The 18,821-nt window shown below is 68.8% G+C and carries 18 protein-coding genes; 10 read left to right on the forward strand and 8 right to left on the reverse strand.

Features of this window, described 5'->3' with window-relative positions; all coding sequences use genetic code 11:
* The first annotated feature begins 75 nt into the window (after positions 1-75).
* The 6 genes from R8G01_23080 to add are packed head-to-tail and all read left to right on the forward strand — an operon-like array spanning position 76 to position 6,300.
* Complete coding sequence (locus R8G01_23080; GenBank protein MDW3216893.1) at positions 76-1,320, forward strand: MFS transporter; 1,245 nt, start codon at positions 76-78, stop codon at positions 1,318-1,320.
* Positions 1,317-2,723, forward strand: coding sequence for an amidase (locus R8G01_23085; protein ID MDW3216894.1), 1,407 nt, complete (start codon positions 1,317-1,319; stop codon positions 2,721-2,723). Before R8G01_23080 ends, R8G01_23085 begins: the two co-directional genes overlap by 4 nt.
* A complete protein-coding gene (locus tag R8G01_23090; GenBank protein ID MDW3216895.1) occupies positions 2,720-3,196 on the forward strand; it encodes a YbaK/EbsC family protein in 477 nt (158 codons plus the stop codon). The genes R8G01_23085 and R8G01_23090 overlap by 4 nt, the downstream gene beginning before the upstream one ends.
* Positions 3,193-4,743: a carboxyl transferase domain-containing protein gene (locus R8G01_23095; protein MDW3216896.1), complete on the forward strand. Its 1,551-nt coding sequence runs from the start codon at positions 3,193-3,195 to the stop codon at positions 4,741-4,743. Before R8G01_23090 ends, R8G01_23095 begins: the two co-directional genes overlap by 4 nt.
* Before the next feature lie 19 nt (positions 4,744-4,762).
* Positions 4,763-5,275 carry a pyridoxamine 5'-phosphate oxidase family protein gene (locus tag R8G01_23100; GenBank protein MDW3216897.1) on the forward strand — a complete coding sequence of 171 codons (513 nt, stop codon included), beginning with the start codon at positions 4,763-4,765 and terminating at the stop codon, positions 5,273-5,275.
* Entirely contained in the window at positions 5,272-6,300 is a 1,029-nt protein-coding gene (gene add, locus R8G01_23105) for an adenosine deaminase (GenBank protein MDW3216898.1), read from the forward strand. Before R8G01_23100 ends, add begins: the two co-directional genes overlap by 4 nt.
* Before the next feature lie 563 nt (positions 6,301-6,863).
* Here add and R8G01_23110 read toward each other — a convergent pair.
* The 3 genes from R8G01_23110 to R8G01_23120 all read right to left on the reverse strand — a co-directional run bounded on the left by R8G01_23110 (position 6,864) and on the right by R8G01_23120 (position 12,275).
* Positions 6,864-8,135, reverse strand: coding sequence for an HNH endonuclease (locus tag R8G01_23110; protein MDW3216899.1), 1,272 nt, complete (start codon positions 8,133-8,135; stop codon positions 6,864-6,866).
* 415 nt (positions 8,136-8,550) lie between these two features.
* Entirely contained in the window at positions 8,551-9,984 is a 1,434-nt protein-coding gene (locus R8G01_23115; GenBank protein ID MDW3216900.1) for an FAD-binding oxidoreductase, read from the reverse strand.
* Between the two features lie 194 nt (positions 9,985-10,178).
* Complete coding sequence (locus tag R8G01_23120; GenBank protein ID MDW3216901.1) at positions 10,179-12,275, reverse strand: hypothetical protein; 2,097 nt, start codon at positions 12,273-12,275, stop codon at positions 10,179-10,181.
* Between the two features lie 181 nt (positions 12,276-12,456).
* On the opposite strand from R8G01_23120, the gene R8G01_23125 reads away from it, so the two are divergent.
* Together R8G01_23125 and R8G01_23130 are read left to right on the forward strand one after the other, a co-directional pair.
* Positions 12,457-13,032, forward strand: coding sequence for a TIGR03086 family metal-binding protein (locus R8G01_23125; GenBank protein MDW3216902.1), 576 nt, complete (start codon positions 12,457-12,459; stop codon positions 13,030-13,032).
* A gap of 46 nt (positions 13,033-13,078) precedes the next feature.
* A complete protein-coding gene (locus tag R8G01_23130; protein ID MDW3216903.1) occupies positions 13,079-13,462 on the forward strand; it encodes a hypothetical protein in 384 nt (127 codons plus the stop codon).
* 597 nt (positions 13,463-14,059) lie between these two features.
* On the opposite strand, the gene R8G01_23135 is transcribed toward R8G01_23130, so the two are convergent.
* A complete protein-coding gene (locus tag R8G01_23135; GenBank protein ID MDW3216904.1) occupies positions 14,060-14,395 on the reverse strand; it encodes a hypothetical protein in 336 nt (111 codons plus the stop codon).
* Complete coding sequence (locus tag R8G01_23140; protein MDW3216905.1) at positions 14,392-14,916, reverse strand: hypothetical protein; 525 nt, start codon at positions 14,914-14,916, stop codon at positions 14,392-14,394. Before R8G01_23140 ends, R8G01_23135 begins: the two co-directional genes overlap by 4 nt.
* A gap of 559 nt (positions 14,917-15,475) precedes the next feature.
* Here R8G01_23140 and R8G01_23145 point away from each other — a divergent pair.
* Positions 15,476-16,120, forward strand: a complete 645-nt coding sequence (locus R8G01_23145) for a cation transporter (protein ID MDW3216906.1) — start codon at positions 15,476-15,478, stop codon at positions 16,118-16,120.
* Between the two features lie 384 nt (positions 16,121-16,504).
* Positions 16,505-17,212: a GNAT family N-acetyltransferase gene (locus R8G01_23150; protein ID MDW3216907.1), complete on the forward strand. Its 708-nt coding sequence runs from the start codon at positions 16,505-16,507 to the stop codon at positions 17,210-17,212.
* Positions 17,213-17,379: 167 nt separating this feature from the next.
* Here R8G01_23150 and R8G01_23155 read toward each other — a convergent pair whose 3' ends face one another.
* The 3 genes from R8G01_23155 to R8G01_23165 are packed head-to-tail and all read right to left on the reverse strand — an operon-like array spanning position 17,380 to position 18,797.
* The gene (locus R8G01_23155; GenBank protein ID MDW3216908.1) at positions 17,380-17,886 is read right to left on the reverse strand and encodes an SRPBCC domain-containing protein; all 507 of its coding nucleotides are present in this window, start codon (positions 17,884-17,886) and stop codon (positions 17,380-17,382) included.
* The gene (locus R8G01_23160; GenBank protein MDW3216909.1) at positions 17,883-18,305 is read right to left on the reverse strand and encodes a metalloregulator ArsR/SmtB family transcription factor; all 423 of its coding nucleotides are present in this window, start codon (positions 18,303-18,305) and stop codon (positions 17,883-17,885) included. Before R8G01_23160 ends, R8G01_23155 begins: the two co-directional genes overlap by 4 nt.
* A gap of 33 nt (positions 18,306-18,338) precedes the next feature.
* Entirely contained in the window at positions 18,339-18,797 is a 459-nt protein-coding gene (locus R8G01_23165) for a helix-turn-helix domain-containing protein (GenBank protein ID MDW3216910.1), read from the reverse strand.
* Positions 18,798-18,821 lie beyond the last annotated feature (24 nt).

Genomic DNA, 18,821 nt, shown 5'->3' on the forward strand with positions numbered 1-18,821 from the left:
ACGGCGCGATCGGTACGGTTCGGAGATGGCCGGTCCCGACGACGCATGTCCCGCTGCGGTCAGCCGAGTGCGGCAGTGAGTCGAGACAAGTTCCCGGGCTGGCGGGTCGTCACCGGCTGCTTCATCTGCCTGACCACGGGGTCGGGCCTCGGCTTCTACGGTCTGGCCGTCTACCTCAATGCGCTGAGCAACGAACGTGGCTGGGACGTCGCGTCGATCTCGCTCGCGACCACGTGGTTCTTCTTCGTCAGCGGCATCGCCGGGGTCTGGGCCGCGAGGCTGATCGTACGGTACGACATCCGGTACGTCGCGTCGGGTGGTGCGGTCGTCGCCGGGATCTCCCTCGCCGGGCTCGGTCAGGTCGACCGCCAGTGGCAGCTGTTCGTGGTGTACGGGTTCTTCGCGATCGGGTGGGCGCTGTCCGGCTTGGTCCCGATGACGACGGTCGTGACGAGATGGTTCCACGCCAAACGTTCGGTGGCGCTCTCGGTGGCGTCGACCGGGCTGTCGGCCGGCGGCATCCTCATCACGCCGGCCGCGAAGTGGCTGCTCGACCGCCAGGGGCTCGCGACCGGGACGCCGTGGCTCGGTCTGGTGTTCGTGGTCGGCATCGTGCCGTTCACGCTCTGGCTGATCCGGCCCGACCCTGCGGTGCTCGGCTGGCTCCCCGACGGCGAACGGGCAACGCCCGGCGCGGCGGCCCCGCAGGCGACCGGCACTCCGTATCGAGAAGCGATCGCGAGCAAGTTCTTCCTCTTCGTGACCATCGGCTACGTCCTCGCGCTGGGCTCCCAGGTCGGTGGGATCCAGCAGCTCGTCAAGCTCGTCGAGGAACGGACCACCGCCGACACGGCCGCCCTGGCCACGCTCGTGCTGGCGGCGACGTCGGTCGTCGCCCGGCTCATCGGCGGGAGGGTGATCGCCTCGCTCCCGATGATTCCGTTCACCGCTGGGCTGGCGTCGCTGCAGATGGTCGCCATGGTCGGGCTGGCCTTCGCCATGTCGACCACGCCGATCTTCGCGGCGATCATCCTGTTCGGTGCGACGATCGGCAACATCTTGATGCTGCAGCCGCTCCTGATCGCCGAGCGGTTCGGCGTGCGCGACTATCCCCGGATCTACAGCCGAGCGCAGCTGCTCGGCCTGGTGGGCACCGCCGGTGGCCCGCTCCTGCTCGGCTGGCTCCACGACGCCGCCGGCGGCTACCGGTCGTCGTATCTCGTCGCCGGCGCGCTCTCGCTGGCGGGAGCGATCGCCATCCTCTTCGCCGGACCGGCCAAGGTGTCGCTCGACGCCGAGCCCCGGGAGGTGCTGGTGTGACCGAGCTGGTTCGTCGATCGGCGGTCGAACTCCGCGACATGATCGCCCGTCGTGAGGTGTCGGCGTGCGAGTTGCTCGACGCCTGCCTCGAACGGATCGAACGCGTGAATCCCCAGCTCAACGCCATCGTCACCATGGTCCCCGAGATGGCGCGCGAGTGGGCGGAAGCCGCCGATGCGGCCGTGGTCGCCGGTGACGACCTCGGTCCGCTCCACGGCTTGCCGATCGCGCACAAGGACCTCGAACCGACGGCCGGGATCCGCACCACCATGGGTTCGCCCCTGCTCGCCGACTTCGTCCCGTCGGAGGACGGCCTCGTGGTGCAGCGTCTCCGGGCCGCCGGTGCGGTCACGATCGGCAAGACCAACACCCCAGAGCTCGGCGCCGGCTCGCAGACGTTCAACCCGGTCTTCGGCGCGACCGTCAACCCGTACGACCTCACCCGGACCTGCGGCGGATCGAGTGGGGGAGCGGCGGTGGCGCTGGCCGCCGACATGATCCCGATCGCCGACGGCTCCGACATGGGAGGCTCACTTCGCAACCCGGCCTCGTTCTGCAACGTGGTCGGCCTACGGCCCTCGGCGGGCCGGGTGCCGTCGTGGCCGAACAGCACCCCGTGGTCGTCGCTCGCGACGAAGGGTGCCATGGCCCGATCGGTCCGAGATCTCGCCCTGCAACTCCAGGTGCTCGCCGGGCCCGACCCGAGGGTACCGATCTCCCTGCCCGAGTCGGGCTCGCTGTTCACCGCCGACCTCGACGTCGATCTGGGTCAGGTTCGCGTCGCCTGGACACCGGATCTCGGCCTGCCGGTCGATGGTGCGGTCCGCGACGCGTTGGCCTTCGTGCCCGCGCAACTCGAGGAGTTGGGATGCGCCGTCGGCGAGGCGATGCCCGACCTGACCGACGCGCGCGAAATCTTCCAGACGTTGAGGGCATGGCAGTTCGAGATCGCAGGCGGAGCCCTGTACGACCAGGCGCCCGACGACGTGAAGGACACGGTTCGGTGGAACATCGACGAGGCACGTCGCCGCACGATGGTCGACCACACGCGAGCGACGGTCGAGCATGCTGCCCTGGTCGAGCGGGTGCGCAGCTTCTTCGACGAGTACGACGTCCTCGCACTGCCGACGTCGCAGGTCGTGCCGTTCGACGTCGGGCTCGACTGGCCGCGTGAGATCGACGGCACCACGATGCCCACGTACATCGACTGGATGCGGACCTGCTGCGACATCTCGCTCACGGGGTGCCCGGCGATCTCGATGCCCGCTGCGTTCACGCCCGACGGGCTCCCGGTGGGCGTGCAGTTCGTCGGCCGCCCGAGCGACGACGTCGGCCTCCTGCGGTTCGCCCGGATGTGGGAACGATCGGTCGCCCCGACCCGTACTACGGTCCTCGATTCGTGACCCATCACAAGAACGTCCAGCGAGTGATCGACGCCGGTGCGGCGCTCGGCGTCGAGGTGCGACCGCACCACTTCCCCGAAGGCGCCAAGACCGCGCAGGATGCGGCCGACGCGATCGGCTGCGCCGTCGGCCAGATCGTGAAGAGCCTCATCTTCGGCGTCGACGGTGAGATCGTGCTCGCCTATGTGAGCGGCAGCAATCAGCTGGCCGAGCCGAAGCTGGCGGCCGCGGCAGGCGGCGAACGATGCGGCCGCGTCGACGCCGATGCCGTGCGAGCGGCGACCGGGTACCCGATCGGCGGTGTCCCACCCTTCGGCCACACGACCGAGCTCCGCGTCTTCATCGACCCCGATCTGTTGCAGTACGACGAGGTCTGGGCGGCCGCCGGCACCTGGAACGACGTCTTCCCGATCGAGCCGGCAGCGCTCGTCGAGGCCAGCGGCGGCACGGTCGTGGAGCTCCGCCGCGGATGAGCTGGCAGCCCGAGCTCGACGAACTTCGCCGCCGCGAAGCGCTCGCCGAGCAGTTGGGCGGTGCCGACAAGGTCGAGCGACAGCACCATTTCGGCAAGTTGACCGTGCGAGAGCGGGTCGCCGAGATCGCCGACGACGGCAGCTTCTGGGAACTGGGGAAGACGGCCGGCGTCGCCCGCTACGACGACCAGGGCAACCTGGTCGAGTTCACGCCGTCGAACTTCGTGTTCGGGATCGCCGAACTCGACGGCCGGCCCGTGGTCCTGTCGGGCGACGACTTCACGGTGCGCGGCGGTTCGAACGACGCATCGATCTCGGCCAAGCGGGAAGCATCCGAGTCGATCGCCGCCGAGATGCGGCTCCCGCACGTCCGGCTCCTCGACGGGATGTCCGGCGGCGGGTCGGTCAAGACGATCGAACAGGCGGGCCGCACCTACATCCCGGTCCTGCCCGGGTGGCACGTCGTCGTCGACCATCTGAACATCGCGCCGTCGGTGTCGCTCGTGCTCGGCTCGGTCGCCGGGTTCGGCGCGGCCCGGGCGGTCGCATCGCACTACTCGGTGATGGTGCGAGACACCTCGCAGATGATGATCGCCGGACCGGCGTTGGTCGAACAGGCGGGGTTGGGTTCGGTGTCCAAGGAGGAGCTCGGACACGCCGACGTCCACACGACCAACGGGGCGATCGACGACGCGGTCGCATCGGAGGCCGAGGCGTTCGAGCGGGCGTCGCAGTTCCTGTCGTACCTGCCGACGAGCGTCGACGAGTTGCCGCCGATCGACGACTGGGGTGACGATCCGGCGCGCCGCGAGCCCCGGCTGGCCGATCTCGTGCCCCGCAACCCTCGCCAGTCGTACGACATGCGGTCGCTGATGTCGCTCGTCGTCGACGACGGCAGCTTCTTCGAGATCGGTCGCGACTGGGGGACGTCGGTGATCGGTGGGCTCGCCCGTCTCGACGGCATCCCGGTCGCGGTGTTCGGCGAGAATCCGATGATGTACGGCGGTGGATGGACGGCAGCGTCGTGCCGGAAGCTCACCCGGCTGATCGACCTGGCATCGATGTTCAAGCTGCCGATGGTCCACTTCGAGGACTGTCCCGGGTTCTTGATCGGCAAGCAGTCGGAGCAGGACGCCACGGTGCGGTACGGGACCGAGGTGCTCGTCGCGCTCCGTGAAGCGCAGATGCCGTACTGCACCGTCGTGATCCGCAAGGCGTTCGGTATCGCGGGCGCGGCCAACCGCAAGCCCGGGAGCGAGTCGATGCGGATGGCGTGGCCATCGGGCGATTGGGGCTCGCTCCCGCTCGAAGGTGGTCTCGAGGTCGCGTACAAGGCCGAGCTCGCGGCCAGCGACGCCCCCGACGAACTGAAGGCGCAGATCACCGAACGGTTGAACCGACTCCGCTCGCCGCACCGGTCGGCCGAGTTCTACGAGATCGAGCAGATCATCGACCCGCTCGACACCCGCCCCATGCTGTGCGATTGGGCGCGGCTGGCCCGTCGGTCGCTCACGCCGTCGGCGCCCTCGTGGGGTTACCGACCGTGACCGGCGGGGGAGACGTGACGTGCCGAAGCTGACCGATGCCGAACTCGAGGTGTTCCTCGACGAGCGTGGGCACCTCGCCCGGGTCGGCACCGTCGACGACGACGGGTTACCGCGTGTGCTGCCCCTGTGGTTCGTCCGTGACGGGCGTCGGCTGCTCTTCACGCCTCGTTCGCCGGCGGTGATCTGGCGCAACATCCAACGCGACCCGAAGGTCGGCATCACGATCGACGAGAGCGAGCAGCCGTACCGCAAGGTGACCGTGCAGGGGGTGTGCGAGGTGGTGCACCCGCCCGGCGACGACGACGTCTGGCGTGACCTGTACCGCACGATCACCGGGCGCTACACCGCCGACTGGTTCGCCGACGAGTACGTCGAGGGAACCGACGATCAGCCACGAGCCCTCTGTGCCGTCGACCTCGACGCACCGACGACACGGTGGTCGACCTGGCGGATGCCGATCTCGGGCGAGGACCGACGCGGGGTGTGGGCGAAGCGGTACTTCCTGCCCGGCACGAAGTGGGCCGACTCGTGACGCTGACCGACGCCGACCGGGCCTGGTTGCTGGCGCTGCCGAAGGTCGAGCTCCACGTCCATCTCGAGGGGTCGATGTCGGTCGCCACGGTGCGCGAGCTGACCGAACGCCATGGGATCGATCCGACGCCGGTGTGGCCCGGCGGCTTCCCCGCGGCGTTCTCGTTCGACGGGTTCCCGTCGTTCGCCGCGCAGTACTTCTACGGACTCTCGCTGCTGCGCTCGGCCGACGATCTCGCCACGATCACCGACGACCTGGCGGCCACGCTCGCGTCGCAGCACGTCCGCTACGCCGAGATCACCACCACGGCGTACACACACTTCCTCGACAAGGACGACCGACCGGGGATGTCGTGGGGCGAGTACCGCGACGGGCTCGACGAGGGGCAGCGTCGCGCTCGCGAACGTGGCGTCGAGCTGGGCTGGGTCGTCGACATCCCTCGCGACCTCGAAATGCCCGACGAGACGGTGACGATCGAGTACCTCGAGAGCTCCGAGACGCCGACGGGGCTGGTCGCGGTCGGGCTGGGTGGGTACGAGGTCGACTTCCCGGCGGCGCCGTATGCACCGCACTTCGCCAGGGCTGCTGCGCTCGGCCTGCCGGCGGTTCCGCACGCCGGCGAGACCGAAGGGGCCGACAGCGTCCGTCAGGCCGTCGAGCGACTGGGTGCGGTCCGTATCGGCCACGGTGTGCGCTGCCTCGAGGACCCGTCGGTCGTCGAGTTGCTGCGCGAGCGCGAGATCATGCTCGAGGTGTGTCCGACCAGCAACGATCTGCTCCAGGTGATCGAACGGATCGAGGACCATCCGCTGCCGGCGCTGATCGAGGCCGGCCTCCGGGTGTGCCTCAACACCGATGACCCCGGCTGGTTCGACACCGACCTCGTGCACGAGCTGGAGGTCGCCACCGAGTTCCTGGGGGTGTCGCTCGAACAGCACCGGGGAATGCAGCTCGACGCGGTGGCCGCGTCGTTCATGTCCGCCGAGTCGGCGGCGGCGTGCCGACAGGCGATCTCCGCCCACTGAATCAGTTCGGGGCAGGGACCGGTTCGGTGTATTCCGACGGATGCCCACGCCTGCTCGTCGGTGCGATCCTCGGGGAGGATCGGGTTCAGGTGGGGGTTCGATCGGCGTGATCGCTGCCGCTCGGGGTGAGCAAGAGCCGTCGGACGGACGGATGCCGCGACCGGACCTCGGTGGCGCGGAACCGACGGTTCCTCAGCCTTCCGGGTCGGCCCGCCGTCGGCGGCCGTACCGTCGACGATGCGGACGCGGCACACGCTCGTCCGAGGTCGACGTTCCGGGGCGCGCGGCAGCCCGGGCTGCCGAGCGGCCGGTCCGATCGTGTTGGTCTCGCTCCCGGTCGCTTCCGTTTCGGCCGATGGCCGGAAACACGGCTCGGTCAGACGTCGCCTGCTTCCGGAACGCTGCGGCACATCGTGCGACGGTCCGGGGCCGGCGTCGGTGGGGCAGAGGGCTTCGCCCGTCAGCGTGCCCAGCCCGATCGGGGCTCCTCGATCGCAGGAGCAGGTCGCCTCGTCACTGTCGTCCGGCGGGTCACGGCCGGCGACGGGGGTTCGGTCGGGTGGTCACGCGGTGGCTCCCACCGTTGTCGGTGGGGATGTCCGCCGCGGCGTCGACCGGTCGCCGAAACCAGCTCGATCGACGGTGCTGCCGGTGTGGTGGTGCACCCCGTCGGGCCGGGTCCAGGTGGCGACCCGATCGGCGGTCATCGTCAGGCCCCATCCGCCCTCGTGGACGAGATGGTGGTGTGGCTCGCAGACCGGCACGAGGTGGTCGAGATCGGTCGGGCCGCCCGACTGCCACGGGATGACGTGGTGGATGCGGCACGCGTCGAACGTCACGGTGCAGTCGGGATGCACGCACGTGCGATGCATCGCACGCAGCGCTCGTCGCTGGACTCGCGTTGCGACACGTTTCGATGTGCCGACGTCGAGTACCTGACCGGCACCGCCGAGCACCACGGGAACGATCTCTGCTTCGCAGCACAGCCGCCGCACGGTGGAGACCGGGAGCGGAACACCGTTGTCGGTCTCGCAGATGCCTCGGGCGTGCAACCCGTCGATCAGTGTCCGGTAGTCGATCAGGACGGTGATCTCGGGCACACGATCGACGTGATCGCCGCCGCCGATCGCGGCGACGACGGCGTCGACCGTGAGCTGGTCCCATGGTGTACGCCGATTGCCGTCCTGTCGACGCAACGATGCCCGGGCGGCTTCGATCGCGGCCCAGAGCGCTCGGTCGCGAACGGGGTCGAGTTCGACGTGCGTGTGACACATGCCGGTGCGTTGATCGACCCATCGCCGCACGTTCGAGGCCGCCCGCTGGCGGTCGAGCTCGTCGGCGTCGGATGCGGCTGCAGCCTGTGCGATGAGGCTCTTGGCCAGCTCACGGCAACTGCGGCCGAATGCGTCGACCCCGAGCCGAACCGCATCGGTCAGCAGGTCGTCGTGCTGTGCGTTGAACTCGGATGCGAGGGCTTCGTCGAGGTTGCGGGTCGCGTTGGCGATGGCGTCGACGTGTCCGGCGGCGACGGTGCCGGCGTTGAGTGCATCTTCGAAGCCGGGCATCGCGGTGCAGATGCGTTCGCGTTCGTCGGCGGCATGCGCCTCTTTCGACGAGTTGCGTCCGTGCCGTGACAGCGTGTTGCGGGGATCGTCGGCGCGCCCCTCGGCAGCGAGCGTGCGCTGGCGGCGCGTGGTCCGCACCTGGAGCGAGTCGCACCAGCTCTTGAGCTGAGCGATCTGCCCGGTGAGGACCGCGAGTTCGTCGCTGTCCATCACGTCGGGGTCGGCGGCACGCAACACCCCGAAGAGGGCGTCGGTGTCTGGTGGGCTCATGTCGTCTCCGATCTGTCGATGGTTCGAGATCGGGGAAGTCGGATACGAACAGTGTGGACGCGGGGTGTGACAGAGTTGTTGTGGGGGCCGGCCCGCACGCAGGAGCAGCCTCCCGGTGTGGTGGGTCCGGTGCTCAGCCCTGACCTCGGGTGGCATCCACCGACGTCTCGTCACGGTCACGTGCGAGCTGACTCGTCGAGGGTGACCCGCGGCGGCGGAACGCAGACCTCCACCATTGACCGGCCGTGCATCGTCGAGACCGAGCAGCCCCGAGTGCGCTGGTTCGGCCGGTCCTGTGCGACCTGGTGCACTTCTGTCCGTGTCGAGATGGGCGCAGCCGGGGCGGAAGCCATGAGCGAACGATTCGAGATGGTCGACGTAGTCGTCCCTCCCGCGCACGTGCCGAGTCGCGCCATCATGTCTCCGGGGGGATGTTGGCGTTGAGGCGGAACCGGTTGTCGGGGTCGTACTCGCGCTTCACCTGTCGGAGGCGGTCGAGGTTGCGGCCGAAGGCCCGCTCGCGGGCGCGGTCGTCGATGTCGCGGTCGCCGCCGAAGTTGAGGTAGGTGCCCGATGCGACGTCGAGTTGTGTCGCGTCGTCCCACGCCGATCGGATCCAGGCGATGTTCGCGTCGTTGTCGGCCGGGTCGGGCCAGCCGCCGTCGAAGCTCAACATGTAGTCCGCGCTGCGGTCGCCGTAGGCGGTGGCGCCGGCGTCGACCCGTGACATGGCGCCGCCCAGCATCGGGACGTGGACGAGCGTGAGCGGGTCGGGACGGTGGTTGGCGCGGTCCGCGATCAATCGACGTGCGTCGACGTCGACGTCGTCGAGGTACACCGACTTCCAGTAGTTCTGAACCTCGCCCTTCGGAAAGAAGGGGTCGAAGTTCGACTGTGCCACCCGGTAGGGCAGCGTCTCGCTCAGGTCGGCGAGCGGTTCGCCCATGGCCGACAGCGGCGCACAGAGACGTTCGCCGTCATCGGGGGCACCCGAGTGGAGCGCGGCGAGGATGATCACGTCGCGGTTGTGGACCGCAGGGGGGAGCAGGGGTGCTTCCGGCATGGTCCAGCACAACGCGCGCGTGGTGATCTCGTCGGGGATGTTGGTCGCCCAGTCGTGCCAGCGTTCGATCACGCCCTCGGCTTCGCCGAGGGGGTACATGACGGCGCTGTTCCACACGGTCGGACCAACCGGGGATGCGTCGAACTCGAAGGTCGTGACGACACCGAAGTTGCCGCCTCCGCCACGCAGCGCCCAGAAGAGGTCGGGGTGTTCGTCCGCCGATGCGCGCACGACACGTCCGTCGGCGAGGACGACCTCGGCGGCACGGAGTGCGTCGCACGCCAGGCCGTACTTTCGGTGCAGCCAGCCGATGCCACCGCCGAGTGTGAGTCCGGCGACGCCGGTGGTGGAGATCACCCCACCGGGCACGGCGAGGCCGTGGAGTTGGGTTTCACGGTCGACGTCGCCCCAGACGGCCCCTCCTTGGACGCGGACCCGTCGCTCGGATGCGTCGACCCAGACGCCACGCATCCGTGACAGGTCGAGCATCAACGCGTCATCTGCGGTGCAGGTGCCGGCGATGCTGTGTCCACCGCCGCGCACCGACAACAGGAGATCGCGTTCCCGAGCGATCCGGACGCAGTCGACGACGTCGGCGACGCCCGTGCATTGCACGATCAGGCCGGGGCGCCGGTCGAACATGCCGTTCTGGACGACACGCGTCTCGTCGTAGGTGCTGTCGTCGGGTGTGACCACGTCGCCGTGGAAGATCTCCCGGATCTCGGCGATCGTTTCGTCGCTCAACTCGTGGCGAGTACCGTCGAGGGTGGTGATTTCGGTTGACATAGGGGCTCCTTTCGTCTCCGGCACCCGGAAGCGAAGGTTGGCCCTGCGAGCACCGGCTCGCTTGTCATCGATCACTCCCACCGTTACCAGGTGTCGTACCGAGATGCAACGACGGCGACGCAACCAGCGTTCGGAGGTTTCGCCCGACGTGTCGGCTGGTGTTCCTGCCCGTTTCGTCGTCTCTCGGCGCGGTGTCAGTGTTGCTCCATGATCCCGGTCGTGTTCCACCGGACCGCGACCAAGGGATCTGGCCGGTAGCAGCAGTACGTCCCCGTGGAGACGCAACGGTCGAGGTGAGCAGCAACCGCCGGGTGTTGCTCGTGGAGACGTGCGATCGCGTAGCGGACGGAACGCGTGACACTGCTGCGGGCCCGTTCGGCGCTGCCGCCCACCGCTCGTCGTCGTCCTCCGAGGCCGACGGCACGGCGGAGCTCGGCGACGAGGAACTCCCGGTCGCGCTGGGCGAGTTCGACGCGTCCGACGTCGTTGAGCCGGGACGCCTCGTCGATGTCGTCGTCGATCTCGGCGAGACGTCGCCGGTACGCCTCTCGGGCCTCGTCGTCGATGGTCGGCAGGGGACCGCCGGTGCCCTCGATCGTCTCGAGCTCGTCGTCAGCGCGCGCTGCAGACGCACCGAGACCACTCTCGGACGCGACGAGGTCGAGAACATGATGCTCACGATCCGGTGAGTCGAGGAGGCGTTCGATGTACCGCAAGCCCTTGAGGTCCCGCATCTCCACTTCTGCGTCACCGAACGCAACCACGCGCACGTCTCCGTCGACGCGGAAGACACCCTCGGACATCGCACGCTCCGGCTGCTCATCGCGGTGCCCGTCCGGCAGCTCGTCGAGCAGTCGTTGCGTCGTATCCGCACGTCGATGGGCCCCGAACGAGTGAAACGCCGCGCGCGCGGTCGACCACTCGAGCCGCGCCGCCGCATCGTTGCCCGACCGGTGGCACACCGTTCCGAGGACCGTGCGTGCCGTGGCCGCCTCGTACGGCGCCCCGACCGCGACCCAGGCCTCGATCGCCGCCGTGCAGTGCGCCGCCGCGCCGTCCAAGTCGTCGCTGATGAGCGCAGCGCGCCCCTCGGCCAGATGCGCCGAGGCGTCGAGTACCCGCGTCGGAAACGCGTCCGCGATCGAGCGCAACCGTCGCGCTCCCCGGTCGGCGCTGTCGGCGTCGCCGGCGGCGACGGCGATCTCGACCTGGGCGTCGAGCAGCGGCGCCAGACGCAGATCACCGAAGGGCGGTCGCTCCTTCCATGGGAGATCGAAGGGACGCTCGATCGCATCGGCGATCAGCGATGCCGCCGTCGACGTCTCGCCGCGCTCGAGATGTACGAGTGCCAGGCCCGGTTGTGCGGACCATGCGTGGTCGTGGGCCTCGAGGAACGCTTCCTCGGCCGCGTCGAGGTCGCCCTTGCGGAGCCTGATCGTGCCCAGTTCGACCAGCGGCCAGCCGTACTCGCGGCGCATCCACGGGCGGAGTTCGGCACACGCAGCGAGGGCCTCGGCTTCGGCGGCGTCGCATGGCCCCGAGACGCGCAACAGCTCGGCGCGATGTACCCGGCAGCGGCCGTTGATGCCACCGAAGGCCACGCCGTGTCGCCAGCGCTCCATCACCTCGGTCCACTCCGCGGCGCGTTCGTGGAGACTGAGGCCCTGCGCCGCACAGATCAGCTCGCAATACATCATCCCGGTCGTCAGCGGGTCGACGTCGCCCGACATCAACAACGTCGCGATCTCGTCGAGCTGGGCGATGCCCCCGTCGACGTCGCCTGACAGGATCGTCACCCGCGCCGTCACCACCCGACCGATCACCACCGCCGGCTCCACAGCGAAACGCTCGCCGAGTTCGATCGCGGCCGCCGCCTCCACCCGTACCGCCTCCATGTCACCGCACATGAACCGCTCGTAGGCGCGAGTCATCGCGATCAGCGCCAGCGCCGGCGCCTCGTCATCGCCCGTCACGAGCCGCTCGGCGCGGCCCAGCCAACCCCGTACCGGTGCCATCAGCCCGGTGTCCATCATCAGGTACATCGCCACCATCGCCGCCGCCCGCGCCGCCGCGCGGACGTCACCCGCGTCGACGCAGTGCGAATGCAGATCCTCCCAGGCGCCAACCGCCGCCTCGAATCCGCCGCTGCCGTACTCGGCCAGCGCCCGAAGCTCCAGCAGGTCGGTGACGGTCGACGGCTCGGGCTCGACGGCGGCGAGCGCCTCCAGGGCGTCGTCCCACTCGCCGCGTTCGACACAACGGCGCGCCTGATGCAGGGCCGCGTCGGTCACCGCGAGTCTCCGTCCGCTTGCTGCGGGCGGGCGCATTCTCGGCCACTTCCGCTCGTCCAAGTCATTTGTTCCATTGTGACAGCCCGTTCTCACGCCTTCATGGGTGTCGGACGATCAACCGCCGAACAGCGGCGATCCCGACGACGACAGACCGCCGACAACACCACCGAGGTGACCGCACATGACACCGACCGAACAGCTCTCCCAGATCCTCCCGGCCCTGAACGACACCGTGGGCCAGATCCGAGCCGACCAGCTCGACAACCCGACACCGTGTGACGAGTTCACCGTCCACGACATCCTTGATCACATGATGGTCCTGGGCGCGACCTTCACCTACCAGTACCACGGAGAGACTCCGCCCGAGATCACGCCACCCCCGGTCTACGGCCGCGTCCCCCTCGCCGAGTTCCGCGAGGTCATGGACGACCTCCTCGACGCCGTGACGGCCCCCGGCGCGCTCGACCGCACGATCGACTCCCCACTTGGGGAACTTCCCGGCGACACCTTCGCCAGGTTCCTCGCCTTCGACGGCCTCGTCCACGGCTGGGACATCGCCGTCTCCACAGGTACGAAGCTGGCGGTCAACGACGACGTCGTCGACGCGGTCGATTCGTTCGCCCGAACCGCACTCACCGACGACCTGCGCGACGGCGACACCTTCAAGCGACCTGCCGAACCGCTCGCACTGTCGTCCAACCTCGACGACCTCGCAGCGTTCAGCGGCCGAACCGTCAAGACCCACGCGATGACCTGACCCAGATTCTCCACACATCCCCAACACGAACCAACGAAAGGAACCCATGCATCTCGCAACCCACGACATCCCCGTCAAGGTCCACACCGACGGCGCCACCGCCCGCCAACAGCGCGACTTCGGCGACGTCGCCGGCCGACTCGGCGCCGAACACTTCGCCATGCAGGCCGGCACCGACCTCGCCCCACTCCTGAAAGGGCTCGAAGGCGACACATGCCAATCCGCGCACTGGGGCTACATCATCAGCGGACGCGTCGTGATCGACTACGCCGACGGCACCAGCGAGACCTGCGTAGGCGGCGACATCGTCCACTGGCCCGCCGGACACAGCGTCCGAGTCGACGAAGACGCTGAGCTCGTGCTCTTCAGCCCTCAAGCCGACCACACCCCGGTCCTCGACCACCTCGCCGAACAACTCAACACGAACTGATCGGCCAACCGACCGACCGTCCGCCGGCATCCGATGCAGGCGGGCGGTCTCGGCGCGTGAGGACCGACATGGGAGAGACGGCTCGGTTTCGACCACGCGGTGCCCACGCATGGCGGCCGGGCGAGACGGCTGTCCGCATGTTGGCTGCCGTGCCCCCAACCCTGAGGAGCACGCTGACGCGTTCCATTCGTCGCTGTCGGCGACGCGCCGACGATCGTGGTGTGGTCGCCGACCGAGAGTCAGGCCGTGCAGTTCGGCGTGAAGGCCGACCCCGGGCGAGGCCTCGAGATCGCCCGCGGCATCGGCTCGGTGGCCGAGGAGACCTCGAACTCGGTAGCCCGGCCGCCCGACGCACACGCGATGGCTGTAACACCTTCGTGTGCTAACGAATCAACCTCCGATGTGACACACACATCGCAAATCGCCCCATCGCCTTGGAACCAGGCTCGCCGAACCCGGTCGGCACCGACCGGGTTCGGCGAGATCCGCATCAGCGTGCGGCCGAGGCCGCTGGGGACCCTGCCGCGGGCGGTTGGGCGGTTGGGGGAGGTCACGCTCAACATGCACCGCCGCGGGGGTTTCCTTCCTACGGCGACGTTACACGTGCTCCATCGACGACTGCCCGCTGGTGAGACGCCGCCGGATGTACCACTCCCCGACCTTCGGCGACGCTAGCCCGAGGGCAGCGAGGACGACCCCGATCCCGAGTCGAACCGGCACCGTCACGAAGAGCGAAGCGATGCCAGCCGTTGCGAAGAGACCTGCCCAGGCCAACGTGAGGAGCCGAGCCATGTCGTCGAAGACCTGCATCGACCGGATCTCCGCCGGCGCGGTCCGCGACGCCGGACGGCGCACCCACGGCCGCCCGACCGCCACGCTTCCGAGCGACCACAGGGCCGCGGCGAAGTACAACATCGGGAACACAGGGCTCATGAGTGCTCACCGGCCCAAACGTGTCGCGACTCCGCAGCGTCGTCGAGTTCGATGACAGGTTCAGGGTCTCGCAGCACTGCCGCCAATGCAACACCCACCGCCAACATGCCGATCAGCTCCAGCCCAAGTTCGACGAGCACCAGCCCGAACGGCTCGTGCAACGCGTTGTAGGGCACCCATGTCTCAAAGAACATGTACGCCAACGCCCACGCGCCCACGCCGAATGCGATGCCGCGCCCGAACCATCTCGACGGCAGGGAGGCTCGCACGTATTCGAAGGCTGCGGCCAGAGCGATACCCCAGAGCGTGAGCATGCCCATCACGGCAAGCAGCCGAGAACCTTCGACGACGTCGCCGTAGGGCGTGATCGTCGGGGGCGGATCACCCTGCCAGAACTCGAGCACGCTGTCGGTCTGACCATTGCCAGCCTCGAACAGAAGCGACTCGACGGCTGGATTCCCGAACAACACGGTGAATGCAAGCATCTGCACGGCCGTCGCCACGACCCCCGCGATCAGCACTCGACGCCAACGGAAATGCCTCGGCGAATCTCCCGCTCGCTCGCCGGGCGGCGGGCCACCGGGCGCGTGTGGGCGGTCATCGATCTGTGTAGTCATATCGACCCTCCAGGTTGCTGTAGCGATACCCCTTTCCAGGCATGGTTGACGTGGGCCTACCCACTCGAACCTGGGCCGAAACGACGTCGCCCACCCTCACCGCCTCTGCCAACACCTTCGAGGGCAGCCCCTTCTGAGGACGATCCGACCAAGCAACATGTACCGCCAGACCAGTGACACCAATCGTCTGGCAGTCCCGCCCATGACGCTCGGCGGCGCACCTGACAGGGTTGTCATCTGTCGCCGGGCAGGTGACGCGTGCTGAACCATGCCGGCTGGTGCGCGCTCGGGCACTCGCGCCACGTCGTGCGGAGGAGGAACGGGTTGGACACGAGATGTGCTGATTGCCGATCTCCGCTCCCGGCTCTGGTCGGGGTCCGAGCTTCGTGCATGGCGACACGCGTCGAGCGCGAGCGCGAGGGCGAGATGGCCGACGGGGTCGGGAGCTGAGAGACTGGGACACGTGAGCCCCGGCTGCTGTGGAAGTGACGACGACACGCTCGTCGCGCTGCGAAACCGCCAGCGCACGTTGCTGTGGCTGGTCCTCGGGATCAACGCCGTCCTCTTCGTCGTCGAGTTCGGGGTCGGTTGGTGGGCGCGCTCGACGGCGCTGCTCGCCGATTCGCTCGACATGCTCGGCGACGCATTCGTCTATGCGTTCAGCTTGTGGGTGCTCCACCGCGGCACCCGCTGGCGTGCGCGGGCGGCGCTCTCCAAAGGTGTCGTGCAGCTGATCTTCGGGCTCGTCGTGCTGAGCCAGGCCGCGTGGCGAGCCGTCGAGGGCACACCGCCGGTCGCCGACGCGATGGCGCTCATGGGACTCGTCGCGCTCGCCGGCAACACGTGGTCGTTCGCGCTCTTGTGGCGGCACCGCTCGGACGACATCAACATGACCTCCACGTGGCTGTGCTCACGCAACGACCTGATCGCCAACGCCGCCGTGCTCGCTGCTGCGGTGGCGGTCTGGCGACTCGACAGCGTCTGGCCCGACGTGATCGTCGGCGTCGCGATCGCTGCCCTGTTCCTCCGCACTGCCGGCCAGGTGATTCGAGACGCTCGCGTCGAGTTGGCGAAGCCCGACCAGGACCTGCCGCAGGTTACGGCTTGACAGATCGCCGCCAGGCGCTCCAGGTCGGCCGTCCGCCGGCGAGACCTTCGCAGCGCCCGCAAAACGAAGACGGCCCCTGGGGCAACGACCGTCAGGGAGCGGCACATCGGTGTGCGCCTCGTGGCCCGGAAGGGTGCGATCGCCCAGCGGTCTCGGCGGGGATTGAGCTCGACATGCGCGGCCGGAACGGCCGGAGGGCTCGGACGGGGCCGACGAACACCCAGAGGGCGGCGTCGCCGGAGTCGCTCGACCGCTGACGAGGTGCGTTCGTCCCGGCAGCGCGACCCGTTGTCGTAGTCTCTCGTGTCGCGAGTGTGAGGGGGCGTCGTGGAACGGGACCAGCGGGCAGATCTGGAGACGAACTGGGCGGCATGGCTGAGTTTCATGACCGACCAAGTCCCGGCAGGCGAAACGCACACCGTCGGGTCGATCCGCTGCTGCTCCGTCGGCGTCCCCATTCCGCTGTTCAACCAGGCGTTCGTGTTCGAAGAGCCTTCGGTCGACGATCTGCAGTCTGCGGTGGGTTGGTTGTCGCAGCGAGAGGTTCCGTTCTGGGTGACTGCACCCGAATCGGTGGCGAACGCGATCGGCGAGATCGCCGTGACCCCGGGTCTGGTGTCGGAGGGAACGATGCCGGGGATGGCGTTGGCACCACTCGGCGATGTGCCGGCGGGCGCCGTGGGCGCGGCCGACAGACAGCTCGTCACCGACCCTGCGCTGTTGTCCGATGTCGCCGTGGTGACAGCGGAGGCATTCGGCGCTCCGTTGGAGGCAGCGCAGATGCTCGCGCCGGCATCGATGCTGGATGACGAGCGCTGTTCCTGGTTCGTCACGCACGTCGACGGCGAGCCGGCGGCGTGCGGGCAACTGCTCCGCACCGACGACGTGGCGGGCGTCTACTCGATCGCGGTGCGCGAGCAGTTCCGGCGACGGGGGCTCGGAGCTGCGATCAGCTGGACCGTGCTCGCCGCCGGTCGCGACGCCGGTTGCTCGGTCGGGGTCCTCCAGGCCAGTCCGATGGGCGAGCCGGTCTACCGCCGGATGGGCTTCGAAACCGTCACGCCGTACCACCTCCTCGTCCCGTCGGCCTGATCGGTCACAGACCGCGAGCGCAGAGGCTGCTCGCCCTGCGAGAGCGTCGCGTTCATCACCGACTCGAAGTGCACCGGCACGCGTCCGGGGAACGGCGTGGGAGTGAGCGCGCGTCCGGTTCGGAACCCGTGACTGGCGTCGACCGGAGTGCGCTGGATCAGGCCTGGTCAGCCGAGGTCGACGAGGTGGGCGGCGAGCTTGTCGATGGCCATGTTCCAGCCCATCGCTCCGCCGGAGTCGGCGGGCACCCCGCGGTGGGTCATCACCATCCTGGTCCGGCCGCCCACGTCTTCGAGCTCGACGATCACCTCGGTGACCTCCGGGTGGCCGTCGGGCATGCCCATCTCGGCGGGGGAGAGGACCTGGCCGGTCTCGTCGGCCATGCTCTCGGTGTAGGCGAGGCGATCGGTCGGGTCGACGACGCGGTACTCGCCCACGAACCACATCGTCATCGGACCGTTCGGCGTCTGCATCTCCATCGAGATCCGTCTCGACCCGCCGACGCGCACGTCCATCTCGGCGACCGGCACCGTGGCGCCCTGGGGGCCGTACCAGGCCCGGAAGTGCTCCGGCTCGGTCCACATGTCCCACACGGTGGCGACCGGAGCGTCGAACGTCCGCTCGATCACCACCGCATCGGCCGCGGCGTCGTCGGGGTTCTGGTGCTCGGTCATACGTCGTCCTTCTGGTCGGTGTTCGGGTGGTCGGTGTTCGGGTGGTCGATGTCGGGGTGGTCGGTGTTCGGGTGGTCGGTGGCGCGGCCGCGGTCGAGTTGGTGGAGGTAGGACTCGAGTTGGTCGAAGCGACCTTCCCAGATCGGTCGGTACCGTTCGGCCCAGCTCGCGATCTCGCGCAGCGGTGTGGCGTCGATCGCGCACGGCCGGTACTGGGCGCGCTGCCCCTGGGTGACGAGGCCGGCGTGCTCCAGCACCTTGATGTGGCGCGAGATCGCCGGCAGCGACATCGAGAACGGCTCGGCGAGCTCGTTGACGGTGGCCCCGCCGTGAGCGAGCCGTTCGAGCATCGAGCGCCGGACCGGGTGGGCGAGCGCGGAGAACGTCACGCTCAGTCGATCGTCGGTCGCGGTGGGCATGACCGCGATACTAAACAACTCAGTTAATTAACGTCAAGGTGAAATATGGCCGGGTCCGGTTTCGGCTCGCACCGACCGGGTGTCGAGGTGTTCACCGCATTCCGAGCAGGTCGCCTCGACGTGGGTGAGCTCGCCGCAGTCGAGGTGGCGGAGCACGACCGGCTCGTTGCCCTCGCCGAGCAGCCACTCGTCGCCCCACTGGCGCAGTGCCGTGAGAACGGGCCAGAGCGCGCGCCCGCGTTCGGTGAGCACGTAGTCGTAGCGGTTGCGACCCTCGTCGTAGGGGCGGCGCTCGAGGATCTCGGTGTCGACGAGCTTGTCGAGACGGTCGGTCAGCACGTTGCGGGAGATGCCGAGGCGTTCGACGAAGTCGTCGAACCGACGGACACCGAGGAAGCTGTCGCGCAGGATCAGCAGGGTCCACCACTCGCCGACGAGTTCGAGGGTCTGCGCGATCGAGCAGTTCATGTCGGCGAACGAGACCTTGCGCATGCCGCCATCGTACGCGAGTTGCGT

This window comes from Ilumatobacteraceae bacterium (assembly GCA_033344875.1).
In the GTDB taxonomy this organism is placed as follows: domain Bacteria; phylum Actinomycetota; class Acidimicrobiia; order Acidimicrobiales; family Ilumatobacteraceae; genus Ilumatobacter.

Bases quoted from the DNA above. Each gene is read 5' to 3' on its own strand.
- R8G01_23095 (MDW3216896.1), top strand. From the start codon at position 3,193: ATGAGCTGGCAGCCCGAGCTCGACGAACTTCGCCGCCGCGAAGCGCTC.
- R8G01_23110 (MDW3216899.1), bottom strand. From the start codon at position 8,135: ATGAGCCCACCAGACACCGACGCCCTCTTCGGGGTGTTGCGTGCCGCC.
- R8G01_23115 (MDW3216900.1), bottom strand. From the start codon at position 9,984: ATGTCAACCGAAATCACCACCCTCGACGGTACTCGCCACGAGTTGAGC.
- R8G01_23125 (MDW3216902.1), top strand. From the start codon at position 12,457: ATGACACCGACCGAACAGCTCTCCCAGATCCTCCCGGCCCTGAACGAC.
- R8G01_23130 (MDW3216903.1), top strand. From the start codon at position 13,079: ATGCATCTCGCAACCCACGACATCCCCGTCAAGGTCCACACCGACGGC.
- R8G01_23135 (MDW3216904.1), bottom strand. From the start codon at position 14,395: ATGAGCCCTGTGTTCCCGATGTTGTACTTCGCCGCGGCCCTGTGGTCG.
- R8G01_23150 (MDW3216907.1), top strand. From the start codon at position 16,505: ATGACCGACCAAGTCCCGGCAGGCGAAACGCACACCGTCGGGTCGATC.
- R8G01_23155 (MDW3216908.1), bottom strand. From the start codon at position 17,886: ATGACCGAGCACCAGAACCCCGACGACGCCGCGGCCGATGCGGTGGTG.
- R8G01_23160 (MDW3216909.1), bottom strand. From the start codon at position 18,305: ATGCCCACCGCGACCGACGATCGACTGAGCGTGACGTTCTCCGCGCTC.
- R8G01_23165 (MDW3216910.1), bottom strand. From the start codon at position 18,797: ATGCGCAAGGTCTCGTTCGCCGACATGAACTGCTCGATCGCGCAGACC.